8 protein-coding genes are annotated in these 12,691 nt (G+C 65.2%); all 8 read right to left on the reverse strand.

Translation table 11 applies throughout. From position 1 onward, the window contains the following. Window positions 1–154: 154 nt before the first annotated feature. From JRI60_RS33580 to mads1, 8 genes are read right to left on the reverse strand one after another with little or no spacing between them, the layout of a single operon-like run. Window positions 155–2,005, reverse strand: coding sequence for an AAA family ATPase (locus JRI60_RS33580; RefSeq protein WP_204220007.1), 1,851 nt, complete (start codon window positions 2,003–2,005; stop codon window positions 155–157). After that, a complete protein-coding gene (locus tag JRI60_RS33585; RefSeq protein WP_204220008.1) occupies window positions 2,002–2,520 on the reverse strand; it encodes an ABC-three component system middle component 2 in 519 nt (172 codons plus the stop codon). Before JRI60_RS33585 ends, JRI60_RS33580 begins: the two co-directional genes overlap by 4 nt. Beyond that, on the reverse strand, window positions 2,508–3,593 hold the full coding sequence (locus JRI60_RS33590) for an ABC-three component system protein (RefSeq protein ID WP_204220009.1): 1,086 nt from the start codon (window positions 3,591–3,593) through the stop codon (window positions 2,508–2,510). The genes JRI60_RS33585 and JRI60_RS33590 overlap by 13 nt, the downstream gene beginning before the upstream one ends. Then, window positions 3,590–7,132: a DEAD/DEAH box helicase family protein gene (locus JRI60_RS33595; RefSeq protein WP_204220010.1), complete on the reverse strand. Its 3,543-nt coding sequence runs from the start codon at window positions 7,130–7,132 to the stop codon at window positions 3,590–3,592. The genes JRI60_RS33590 and JRI60_RS33595 overlap by 4 nt, the downstream gene beginning before the upstream one ends. Window positions 7,133–7,144: 12 nt before the next feature. Further along, the gene (locus JRI60_RS33600) at window positions 7,145–8,968 is read right to left on the reverse strand and encodes a site-specific DNA-methyltransferase (RefSeq protein ID WP_204220011.1); all 1,824 of its coding nucleotides are present in this window, start codon (window positions 8,966–8,968) and stop codon (window positions 7,145–7,147) included. Further along, entirely contained in the window at window positions 8,965–9,831 is an 867-nt protein-coding gene (locus JRI60_RS33605) for a PD-(D/E)XK nuclease family protein (protein ID WP_204220012.1), read from the reverse strand. Before JRI60_RS33605 ends, JRI60_RS33600 begins: the two co-directional genes overlap by 4 nt. Continuing rightward, a complete protein-coding gene (locus tag JRI60_RS33610) occupies window positions 9,828–12,479 on the reverse strand; it encodes an ATP-dependent helicase (RefSeq protein WP_204220013.1) in 2,652 nt (883 codons plus the stop codon). Before JRI60_RS33610 ends, JRI60_RS33605 begins: the two co-directional genes overlap by 4 nt. Then, complete coding sequence (gene mads1, locus JRI60_RS33615) at window positions 12,404–12,625, reverse strand: methylation-associated defense system helix-turn-helix domain-containing protein MAD1 (protein ID WP_204220014.1); 222 nt, start codon at window positions 12,623–12,625, stop codon at window positions 12,404–12,406. Before mads1 ends, JRI60_RS33610 begins: the two co-directional genes overlap by 76 nt. Window positions 12,626–12,691: the final 66 nt, after the last annotated feature.

Here is a 12,691-nt window from a genome sequence, read left to right on the forward strand (position 1 = left end):
GAGCCGTTGATGGTTAACTGGCCACTGGGCGAACGCGGGCGAAGCGGGAGGGCGCCGCCTCGTGCTCGCTGTTGATCGCCGGGTCACCAGGGAGGCGCCGGCTCCCGCCCGCAGAACCGCCTGGCGGGCGTTCAAGCCCTAGTCGTTCGCGAGGTCATGCTGAGCCGCCCGGCGATGGGATGAAGCCCCGCCGCCCCTGATCGTTCCCGGTGAACAGCACTACGTTCACGTCACCGATGGCGCCGTCGCTGGGGAGTTGCCTACGGTTCTCGATGATGATGACCTGCGCATCTCCGAAGGACGACTTCACGCTGTCCCAGAAGTGTTTCTTGATGTCCTGCGGGAACTCGGTCTCACCGGCATCCGGCTTCTCGTACACGATCAGCGGCGAGTCGATGAGCACGAGGTTGGGGAACGGCCTCTCCTCTCGAACGCAGTACCGAAGCAACGCGAGGTTGAATGCCGCGCGGAAGATCGCTCGGACACCCTTTCCATGCGTTCGCCGCGCTCGACCGGAGATGACGACGTCCTGGTCCTTCTCGCTGAAGGTGACGCGATCGAGGTTCGGGTAGCGCCACTCACGAAGAAGCGACTCCACCTCCTTGCTGAACGGCTCGGCTTGACCGGTGCTGACGGTGGATGCCGGACCTTCGGCGCGCTCCCTCTTCTGCGGGGTGTTGGCCTCTGCCAGGAGGCCTTCCAGTTCCTGCACACGTTCAAGAAGCTCCAGGGCCTTCTTGCACGCATCACGGCGTGCGCGGATGTCGTCGACCTTCTTGGCGGCGACGTCCACGCGTTGCTCAAGTACGGTCTTCAGTTCCGCCGCGACCGCATCGAACTCGCCTTGGAGCACATCCCGCTCGCTCGTCAGTTGCTCCACCTCGGCGGCGGTGGTCGCGCGCGTCGACTGGAGGTCCTGGAGGAGCCTGATGGTCTTGGCGGATTCGGCCTTACAAGCCTGGGAAACATCCGCAGGTGCGAGTCGCTCCATCCGATGTGAATTGTCGTGGTGTTCCGCCTGCGCACCGCACATCGGGCACCGCTCCTCCTTGAGCTGGTCGAGCCTCACGCCGGCCTCGGAGATCGCCTCCAGACGTCGCAAGTCGGACGCGTACTGCTCATGGAGGAGGTCGAATCGCTTCTGCAGCTCCGAGAGCACGTTGAGCTTCGATTCGGATGCTCGCAGCCGCTGCCATGCACCACGGCGCTTCGCCTCCAACGGGGAAGCATTCTTCTGTTCCGCGTCCCGTTCCGCCATTGCCTGCTGGAGGGCCGCCTCAAGTCGGGCGAGCCGATCGCGCTCGTCGAGGAGGCTTCCCACCTCGCCGACATCGGCCAACCCCTCGCGGGCTTTCTGCAGCAGCACCTCGAGGACCTCGGCCTTTCCCTCTTTCCGCCCCTTCGCGACCTTCGGGTCCTCCTTCGCGATGACCGAAGAGTCATCCGTGCCCGTCAGCAGAAGGCGGAAGACACCGCTCTCAACGGTCTTGTGAATGACCTGCCCACTCAGGACCGGCGACGTCTCCTTGATGACGGTTTCTTCGTCGATGAGGATGAGTGGCGCGATGTCCCGGAAGCTCAGCGGGCGCGTTGTCCCCTGCTTGTTGATGCGGACCTTCTTGCTGCCGAGCCCGGACAACTCAAGGAGGAACTGCGAGACCGTGTCCTCTTTGCCGCCTTGGTGCTTCGCCGCGAGGATGCGATCCGGCTCGCCCTGCGTCGTGAGGCGGATGTCTCCTCCGCGAATGCTTCGCTCGAGCGTGAAGATGCGCTTGTCGTGGTTCGACTCGATCTCGAGGATGACGGTCGTGTAGCGCTCGACCTCGGGGATTTCCTTGGGCGGCTCACCGCTGCCCAACGCATAGTCGATGCATTGGGCGATGAAGCTCTTCCCGGAGTCTGAAGGCCCCGCGATCACGTTCAGCCCTCGCGTGAACGCCACCTCGGCGGCCGGCAAACCGGGCCCGGTGAGAACAAGTCGTCGAAGGGCAAAGCCGAACTTCACGACGCCTCCTCTTCCCAGAGCACGGACTCCATCGTGAACTCGGCGCCCCACGTGCCGATGCGCTCACGAACCACTGCGTCGAGCTCGGCGTCGTCGAGCAGTCCGTAGCTATCGACGAGCCAGTCAGCCCTTGCCCGCAGGCCCGTGACGTACTCGGTGCTGAGGGCGTCGAGGAAACCTGCGGACTTGTCCGTGGCCGTGAAGAAGATGCCGCCATCCTGATAGACGCGCTCGATGAGGCCTCGGCTCTGGTAGAGGAGTAGCCCCTCTTGGAGCACGCCGCGCCGCACGAAGATCTCGCCGCCGCGATGAGGGGTCTGCGGGTGAAGGCCTGCAGGGCCGCCGGGCATGTCATCCGAGTGCACGCTCAAGTAGTCAAACACCACGAGGCGTTCGAGCGAGTACGAGGCCGGGTACGCGGCGGTGAGGATGCACAGCGCACGGAGCCCGAGTTCTACCGGCCCGTTGAACAGCGCGACGTCCTTGAGCGGCTTCTCCGACGTCACTTCACCCACCGAACCTTTCCGTCGTTCGCGAGTTGGTGGCAGATGCCGCCACGATCCCGGACGTGAATTCGAGTGTGAAGGGGGTGGGCTGCCAGCGGCAGAATGCGCGCCGTCTTCACCACAGCCACGACACGCCGGTATCCATCGACGTGGACATCGCGCACGTCGTCCTTGATGCCTGCGTGAACCTCGTCTTGAAGCTTCTCGAACTCGCCCGGAGGCAATGTGTCGCGCGAGAATGTGCGCAAGGACTCGGCGCTGTAGAACTCGACGCGGGAATCGGCGAAGTGCTCCCGAAGGTCATCGCGCGCAGCGAGGTCGTCGACGTCGTTCACGTCCTGCTTCAGATGATCGCCGTACGCCCGCAGGAGTTCGCGCACGAAGACTGACTCAGTCGCCCCAGGCAAGACTGGAGGCGTGAGGGGGGCGGGGCGAAGCGGAAGTCCGCCGCCAAACCGAGCCGCGTGCCACCGGGTCTTCGCGTGCCCGTCGATGATCCGCAGTACCGGCGTGGCTTCGAAGATGGAGAAGTCGAGGCTCGCGATGTGCGCCTTCATCGCTGCGTCGCAGTCGACCTCCTCAGTATTGGTGATCCCCTCACGACAGTATTCATCCCAGTTCTTCAGGAGCCCATCGCGAAGGTCGTCAGCCTTCTTCAGCAGGTTCGACAACTTCGTGCCAGCCCCCTGCGGCGCGATGAAGCGGTATCGGCGCGGATAGGTGTAGTCGCCTCGCTTCGTGTAATAAGCGAGCTTCCCCAGCTCGACCCAGATGTCCGTGGGCTTGAGCGACTCCTTGTAGTGCTTGCACTGGTAGTTGTCCCACGCCCCGTTCCCGCCCTTCACGGTCGCAATGACGTCTCGGCCCATGTCGCCGGCGCCACCACACCGCTCGACGAGCTCGTACTCATCGCGAAGCGAGTCGACCCACTCGTGGACGAAGACCTCCCACTGCGACGCGCTGAACAGCTTGATGCGGTCCTCGGGATGGACCGGCAGACCCGACGCCACGACGTCAGCAGCCAGTCCAGGCGGCGGCGTCGGCGGCTGCGGGATCGGAGCGGGCGGCGGAATCTTTTTCAAGCAGTGACCTCCGAATCGTCGAGGTGCAGCACCTCGATGAACCGCGCGAGGTGCGTCGTCGTCTCCGCGTCCTCGGGCGTGAGCAGGATCGGCTTGAACTTCGGGTCGTAGCTGACCGGCGACAGGCGAGCCCCCGTCGGCGTCAGTTCCCAGCGCTTGAACGTGAAGCCGCCGAGGCGTGGATCGTCCGGGTCCTCGCGGCGCACGAGGAGGTACTCGCCGGGCGCCGGAGCGGGCGCGCCAGCCGGGCCAATATGCTGCCAGAGGCACCACGCGCCGTCCGGCGCGACGCGGTTCATCGAATTGCCAACGACCCTGGCGACGAAGAGCCCAGGCCGCTTCGCCTTCCTGGCCTCGAGGTAGACGCGGCCGAGCTCTTCCGGGTCTTGGCCCTCGGAGAACGCCGTGGCGGCGGCCTTCAGGTCGTAGACCAGCACGGCCACACCCGTCGGCTCGCTGGCAATGGCCATCTTCTTCTGCTTGGCGGCCGACCCGCGCGACTGCCAGTACTTGTCGACCTGCGGGCTCACAAACCGGTAGTCGATGCCGAGCGTCGCGAAGTAGCGCTCAGCGAGCACGAGCTTGCGCCCCTCGTTGAGGAAGCGGAGCTTGTTGAGGTCGTCGCCACCCTTCGTCTCGCGCACCAATTCGAGCGAAATCGGCGCTCCCTTCTCGTGCCGGAGCACGCCCCAGTCCGGGTTGTAGTTGCCGATGATGCGCGGCAGCCCGATGCGGAAGCGCGGCGGGAACTTGAAGTAGACGACGAGGTTCTCCTCATCGGGTCGAAGATGCTCGTTGACGAACTTGCGCTCGACGTCCGAGTCGACCTGGACCTTGTCGTAGAGCGAGGTCGGCCCGCCGTCGATCAGCTCGCGCTGCACCTGGTCCAGCTCCGGCGGGAAAGCCAGTTCGATCGGCCCGATGTCGTCTTCGCGCGTGCCGGTATCTCGGAAGCGAAGCCGGTCGACGATATGGTCCTTCACCGTGTCGCCGACGATGCGCACGAAGGTGTTGGCCCAGCCTTCTGGGTGCGCGTGGAGCGTCACTTTTTGCTCCTGGCTTACGCCCTGGAAGATTCGCCAGAGCGTGGCGCGAGTCAGGAACGTCTCCTCGGCGGCGCGCCCGAAGAAGTCGGGGATCGGTTGGTCGACGTGTGCGGCCGCGACCTCGCGGGTGGGGTTGTTGTCGAGGCGGGTGCCGGAGAAGTGGTGGGTCTCGCTCTCGCTGATCTGCACCTCGTTCGTGAAGCGGACGCGCATCTCGCCGAGGTGGCGACCGATCTCCATCACCTTGAAACCACGCAGGTGCGGGTTGTGCGTCACCTGCGCGAGGTCCGTGTCCACTTTGACATTGACGATCTTCTCTTCGGCCGGGACGAGTCCGAGGTGCAGCTCCTCTGCCTCCGACGACAGCTCGCGGATGCGGAGCTGCGCGCCGTCGGTCCCGATCGCCTTCACGAACTCCAGCGTGTACTCGACGACAACAAAGCGCCCCTTCGTGACGGCCAGCATCGGCTTCGGAAAGGGCGTCGACGCCGGGTCATTGAGCCGGTCCGTTGCCTCCTTGATGAGCGCCTCGGTGTCGATGTCGATCGTGTACTCGAGGCGCTGGCAGAGCTTGTCCCAGAACTGCTTGAACTCGGCGTTCTGCGCGAGCGTATCGCGGCGCTTCGCGACGGCCTTCCCGGGCCGCGTCGGGGCCGGAGGCGCTTGATCGCCCGCCTCGCGGTACTCGGTCTGCAGCGTGCGGACGTAGGTCTCGTAGCTCTCGTTGGCGATGACGGTGAGCACGTTGAGCGCCGGATCGGTGAGCCGCTCGCCCTTCTGGTTCACACAGAGGCGCAGGCCGCGCCCGATCTCCTGGCGCTTCTTCATCACGCTCACCGTCTGGTTGAGCGTGCAGATCTGGAAGACGTTCGGGTTGTCCCAGCCCTCGCGCAGCGCAGAATGCGCGAAGATGAAGGCGACCTTGCTGCCCGGGTCCTTCTCGTTGGGGAACGAGAGCAAGACCTCCTTCTTGCGCATGATGAGCTCGAAGGCCTCCTTGGCCTCCTTCGAGTCCTCGCCCACCTCGTCGAGGAAGACCTCCTCCTCGGCGCCACCCTTCTTCTTCTTGGTCGTCTTGGCGAAGTAGGCCTCGCGGACCTCCTCGGCATCGAAGTGCTTGAAGTCAGGCTCCTTCTTCTTCAGCGCGTTGAAGCACTCGTCGAAGAGGTTCTTGATGCGCGGCGTGTCGCCCGTGTAGTTCGCGACGCGGTCGATGAAAAAGAGCGAGAGCACCTTTACGCCGTGCTTCTTCAGCTCGCGCTGGCGCGCGAAGTGACTCTTGATCGTCTCCTCGATCTGGAGCTTCCACGCCTGCTCTGACGACCCCTGAAGGTCGTCCTCGGTGGTGAGCATGCGCCCGCCGTCGCCGCCGCCATCCAGCTCGATGGCGGCGGGAAGCCCTTCGCCAGCGGCGCGGATGTTCGCGACCTTGAGCCCCTCGTGCTCAGGAAGCTTCGTCTGCTTGAAGATGCTCTCGCCCTGTTTGAAGGTCAGTTCCTTCGCGCGGGTCTCGTTGTTCCTCTCGAGGCACAGCGCGCGCACCTTGGCCACGGGCTTGGCCCCGCTGCGGGTCACGTCGAGCAAGCGCAACGTCGACTTGCCAGAGATGCCAAGCTCCGCGATGCCCGTGACCTGTACGTGCTTAACGAGACCGAGCCGGAAGGCCTGCACGGGCGTGAGCCGGTAGACAGGGTTTGGCTGGTCGTCGGCCTTGTGGGTCGCCGAGTAGCGCAGCACGAAGAGCGGGCGCAGCGTGCGGATCGCCTCCTTCGACTTCTCCGAGCCCATGTTCTGCGGCTCGTCGAGGATGACGATGGGGCGCGTGCGCTGAATCCACTGGTACGGCTTCAGCTCGCTGATGACGCTGTCGTTCGCCTTGTAGAGGTTGTTGCTCGCGCGGCTGAATGACTGAAGCGTCATGATGAGCAGCGACGGGAACACGTCGCGCGCGAAGGCCGGGACGATGCCGGGCTTCCCGCCGTCATAGACACGGCGCGAGAAGTTCGTGGTGCCGAAGAGGGCCTTGAAATGGTCCCTCATGTCGTCGAACGCTTTCTTAACGCCCTCGAGGATGGCGACCGAGGGCACCACGACGATGAACTTCGTGAAGCCGTAGCGCCGATGCAGCTCGAGCATCGTGCGCAGGTAGACGTAGGTCTTGCCGGTGCCCGTCTCCATCTCGATGGTGAAGTGCGGGCATGAGTGAGCATCGACACTGACGCCGTCGAGCATCACGCCGTCATCGCGCGTGAGGCGACCGACGGCGAGCGAGGCCTCGGGCTGTTCGGCGTTGTGGGCGTTCTGGATGCGGCGGAGGTTCTCCTCGATGAGGTCGTCGGCGAGGTCGTCCCACTCATCGGCGTTGCCAATGATGTCCTCGATGTTGAGGAACGACGCGGCGGCGCGCTTGTCGAGGCCATCGAAGAGTTCGGCGACGTTGTTCACCGCCGCGAGCTGGTGCGGGAGGTCCGCCTGGAAGGTGAAGAAGCTCATGCGCGCGCCACCTCAGAGGACCTTGAACGTGGAGTCGGCGAGCTTCAGCGCGTCGTAGAACCGGGCCTTGGCGACGTCGGTGAGCGCTTCGTCACGGCAGACGAAGATGTGGTTCTTCTTGTCGCGGAGCGCGTCGAGGAGGTCGTCGTCGACCTTCGGGTCGAGGCAGAGGAGCAGCGGCTGCGGCACGCGCGGGTTCTCGAAGCGCCAGAGCGTGTTGGCCGAGTCCTGCGGCACCTGCTCGCGCTTGGCGTCGAGCGGAAACCCGAGGAGCAACAGCACCTCGGTGAAGAGGTCGGCGGGCTGAATGTGCGCGAGCTTCTCCTTGAACATCGCGAGCTGCCCCTTCTCGAGCTGTTCGGCGGCGAGGTGCAGGGGGCGCGCGAGCGCGGGCGAATCCTCCTTGAAGACCCGGAAGCCGAGATCGCCCTTCACGCCCTCGGCCTTCATCGCGGTCGAGGCGCGGCGCAGGCGCTCGCAGGTGATTTGGTCGATGGTCTGGTAGTCGGACCCATCTACGCCCTCCGGAACTTGCACGAGGATGAAGCGCCGGGTGCCGCCGTCTTCGGCGTTGTGTTGGAAGACTGCATCGCCGGTGGTGCCCGAACCGGCGAAGAAGTCCAAGATGATGTCGTCGCCGCTGCTGACGTGCTCGATGATACGGCGGATTAGCTGTACGGGCTTGGGGTTGTCGAAGACTTTCCCTGGAACTCGGACGGCAAGGTCCCGTGTGCCATCGTCGGTGTTGCCGGCGTACTTGTGGTCCCAGAAGTTGATGGGCGTGAGTCCACGACTCTCGGATAGAAACATCTTGATGCTGGGCACGGCCGAACGTCCGTCTTTGCCCCAGTAGAGCAATCCCTCGCTCTGAAGGCGCTGAAACTCCTCCTTCGAGCGGCGCCATGCGTTCTTGGTAGGGAGCGTGGTTTCTCCTGTCGTGGGGTTCACGAGCGGGTAGCAAAGGTTGGGGCGTTCGTCTGGCGTCGCAGGATTCAGAAAGGACGCGCCTTTCCAAGGCCCTCGTGGATCGTTATCCGGGTTGGTGTATCGCGCGTCCGCCTCATCGCTTCTTGGGAGCAAGTTGACTGTGAACGCGTCTGAGCGCGCGTACACGAGGATGTGCTCAACAACCGTCGTGAAATCCACGGTGTTGTTGCTCCGCGTGTACCTCTTCTGCCAAATGACGTCCGTCTTGAAGTTCTCGGCGCCGAAGATCTCGTCCATGAGGTGGCGAAGGTTGTGTACCTCGTGGTCGTCGATCGAAATGAAGATCGCTCCGTCGTCGCGCAGGAGGCTACGAGCCACCCGTAGCCGTGGGTACATGAAGTTCAGCCAGTTCGAGTGGAATCGCCCGCTCGTCTGCGGGTTCGACACGAGCCGGCCATGGAGATCCGCCTGCCGCGTGTCTTGCAGGTACAGCTCCTCGTCAACGGCAAAGTTGTCTTTGTAGATGAAGTCGTTGCCGGTGTTGTACGGCGGGTCGATGTAGATGAGCTTGATCGAGCTCGCGTAGCTCTTCTGCAGCGCGAGCAGCACCTGCAGGTTGTCGCCGACGATCACCATGTTGCCGGTGGTGTCTTCGTCGACGCCCGCCTTGGGCACCGGGCGCAGCGTCACGTGCGGCGGCTGGTTGGCGAGCCTGCGCGCCTGCTGCTTGCCGGGCCATCTGAGGCCGTAGTGCTCGGTGTCAGGAGCGTCGCTCGCGCTGTCCTCAAGGACCTCACGCAGACGCTCGACGTTCACTCGGCCGTCCGTGAACACCTCGGGAAACAGATCGCGGAGCACTTCGAGGCGCTCTTCGCTGCTCGGACGACGTTCGATCTTCTCAGGCTTCATGCGCTCGTTCCCTCGTCTTCCACATCGATGCGCGCGGTCGCGGTCACGCCGCTATCGCGCCAATCCTGTTTCTCGGCGTCGCCGCCGAAGTCGGCGCTCGCGTCGCGCAGCGCCTGGTCAGCCCGCCCCGGCGACTGCGCGCGCACGAGCTGGCGGTACGAGGCGCAACCGAAGCGCGCGTCGCAGTTCAGGCACACGTCCTGTGCGAAGGGCACCTTGCCATCGGGTCGCGATGATGCCTTCAGCACTTCGAGGCTGGGCGGGCTGAATTTGCGGTCCTCGATGAGGTCGACGACGCGCCCGAAGCTCTCCATCACCTCGGCGACGACGTTGCCATCCACGGGCACCTCGAGCACAGGAGCCCACGCCTCCATCGCGGCCTGGATCTTCGCGGGCTCCCCGGCGCGCAGCGCGCGGTAGAGGGGCCTCGTCGGGCGCGTGGCGATCACCGCGACCTTGTCGAGCTGCCTACCACGCAGCCCCTTCCAGATGTGCGCGTAGACGTTGAGCTGGCGGTAGTGCGGCTCGACGTGATCGCGCGCGGCGTCGGCGTCGAGGTACGTCTTCAGGTCGTACATGACCGTCGACGAGCCGTCCTCGACGATGTCGACCACGCCCTCGAGCGTGTACTGGCGACCGGCGGGGCTCGTCTGCTCGGGCAACACGAGCCGCACTTCGGTCTCCTCGACCTGCGCGGCGAGCTCGCGCAGGCGGCGGTAGTAGAGCAGCACCTGCTGACGCGCGGACTCCTTAATGAACGGCGCGAGCGACCTGCCGCTCTCCTCGCGCAGTCGCTCGAAGTTCGCCTCGAAGGCCTCCATCAGGAAGCGCTCGTCGTCGGTCAGCGGCATCTCCCAGCTCATGCCGCACCTCCTGCCTGCTGCGCGGCCTTCTTCGCCTTGCGGGCCGCGATCATCCGGTGGTGCAAATCTTCGAGCGTCGCGTGGACGAGGCTGCCGAAGAACATCGTCTGCGTGCGGCTCGCCGCGAAGCCGTAGCGCTCGAACAGCATGTACTGGCGAGGGCACCGCTGGTACGCGAGGTAATCGCTCGTGTAGCTGAAGCGGCGCACGGCGGCGTCGGGCTCTTGCTTCGCCTTCGGCACGGAGCGCACGTCGAAGCCGGCGATGGGCGCGGCGGTGCGCATCAGCTCGTGAAACTCGGCGTCGACCTTCTGGCCCTGGCCCTTCGGATGCGCGAGGACAAGGAGGTTCTGTGCGCGAGAGAGCGCCACGTAGAACATCCGCATCGCGTCGAAGCCAGGCATGCGGTCGAGCGGCTCGCCACCGGGTGGGAGGAACGGGCGCACCAGCTCCTCGACCTTGCGGGCGCGACGCTGCGTGCGCGCGCTGCCGAGGACAACGACCGGGAACTCCAGCCCCTTGCTCTGGTGGATGGTGAGGAACGGAATGCGACCGCGCGGGAACGGATCTTCGGCGTCCTCGTACTCGCCTTCGCCCATGCGGAAGAGGGCAAACAGGAAGGCTTGGTAGAAGCCCCGCTGAAGCATCTCAGTCGCGAGGCCCTGACCGGTGATGAGCGGCGGGAACGTGTCAACGTAGCGCGCGAGCAACTGGCTGGTCAGCGCGAGGTTGCAAACCGGCGCCTCGTCGGTGCCGCCGTCGGCGAGGTCGATCATCTCGCGGAAGCGCTGGAACCCGAGGAAGCGGTAGAAGAGATCGAGCAAGCCCCAGTCGGCCGTCGTCGCCCGGTTGATGACGTTGCGGAGGCTGAGCGGGTTGTTCTCGGCGAGGCGCTCCTTGTAGAGCTTCTCGAGGCCCGCACCGCCGAGCGCGCGCCGCGCGTCCGCCGAGAGTCCCGCTGCGTTGAGGAGCGGGCGCTTGTGCGTCACGGGATCGTAGGCAGCGTCCTCACTCCAGCCCGCCTGTTCGAGCACCGCCTTCAGCGCGGCGTAGTCCCGCTTGATGGCGTTCAGTTCCGAGACGCGTTGGTCGACGAAGTCGCGCAGCGTGGGGTCGCTCGCCATGAGCGCGTCGGCGACCGTCGTGGCGCTGTCGAGCCAGGAGTGGAACTCGCCGTACTCACCACGGTCGAACGCCTCGTTGCGCGGCGGGCGCCCCAGCACGCGCGTGAGGAGCCCGATGATGAGCGTCGGCTCGTCGGCCTCCAGGAAGCGCTTGGCGCGCGGCGCGTAGACGCGGAGGCCCACGCGACCAAGCGCCTCTTCGAAGCGCTCGACGATGGTGCTCTTGAGCGTGGGGAACAGGAACGCGATCTGGTTCGGGTCGGCGACGACCTTCTCGTCGATGAGCCGACGGCACAGGGTCGCGATCTCGTCGACCAGCTCGACGGGATTGCTCGGAGCAGTCGCCACGACCGAGACGCCGTCGTCGGTGCTGTGGGCGCGCACGCCCTTGTCGTGCAGGCGGAACTGCCCGCCACCCGGCCGGGACCAGTCGTGCTCGGTGACGAACGACGTGTAGGCCTGCACGATGCCGCGCCGGGAGCGGTAGTTGATTCCGAGTTCGATGCGGCGCGGCTCGACGCCGAGCACGCTCGCACAACGCTTGGGGAACTCGACGAAGTTCTCGACCGTCGCGCCGCGAAATCGATAGAGCGCTTGGTCATCGTCACCGACGACGCAGACGTTCTTCGAGCCGCCCGCGAGGCGGAAGAAGATGCGCTCCTGGATGGCGTTCGTGTCCTGGTACTCGTCGACGATGACGTGCTTGAACCGGTGCATCGTGCCGTCGTTTGCGAGCAGGGCGCGGTACGCCGCACGCTGAAGGAGCGAGAGGTCGACGCGATTCTTGCCGAGCCGGTCGCGGTAGAGCTGGTACAGACGGAAGAGCGATGCGTACTCGGTGGGCGCCTTCTCGAGGATCTCCTTCGGGTCGAGGTCTTCCTCTGAAAGCCGGTTGAATAGCGACTGGAGGTTCACCACCGCCTTGTGGCGGCTTGCCGACGCGGGCGGGTCGAACTGCGCGTTCAAGGTCTCGCGGAACGCGGGCCGCTCGCCCTCGAAGCCGAGCTGCTTTATGGCCTCGGACCAGAACGAGCCCTGGGCCAGCGTGAAGTACTGATCCAGCTCGTCGAGCACGGCGGGCGCGGAGGAGCGCTCGCGGTCGGCCACGAAGGTGCGGTCCTGAAGCAGGCGGTGGCAGAGCGAGTGGACCGTGCCCACGTACATGCCGGAGAGGTCGTAGGGCTTGCCGGTCTGCTCACTGGCGAGACCGAGCAGCGACACGAGCCCGTCCTGGAGCTGCTTCGCGGCCTTCTCGGTGAAGGTGCTGAGGAAGATCGACTCCGGCGAGACGCGGTGGAACACGATCATGTTCACGACGCGCCAAAGGAGGACGCGCGTCTTGCCGGAGCCCGGACCAGCGACGAGGAAGAGCGGGCCATCGAGGTGCTCGATGGCGTGGCGCTGGCTCTCATTCGGCGAGAAGCCCACACGGGCAAAGAGGGACTCGATCACTTCCGGACCCCCTTTGGCCGCCGTGGCCCCTCGGTCTTCTTGGTGGTCCTCGCGACCTGCGAGGCCATCCACTCCTCGATGTCGGCACGCCGGAACCGCCACTGCCCGCGCACCTTGAACGCCGGGATCTCCCCCTTCTGGGCCATCGTGTAGACGGTCTTGTCCGCGACCTTCAGCAACTGGGCGATCTCGGGCAGTGTGAGAATCTCGTCCTGCATCGGGACCAAGCTCCACCTGGGTAACGGTTGGCAGATGTTGCCAGCCGGCGCCAAGGTACACCAAGT

Source organism: Archangium violaceum (assembly GCF_016887565.1).
In the GTDB taxonomy this organism is placed as follows: Bacteria; Myxococcota; Myxococcia; order Myxococcales; family Myxococcaceae; genus Archangium; species Archangium violaceum_B.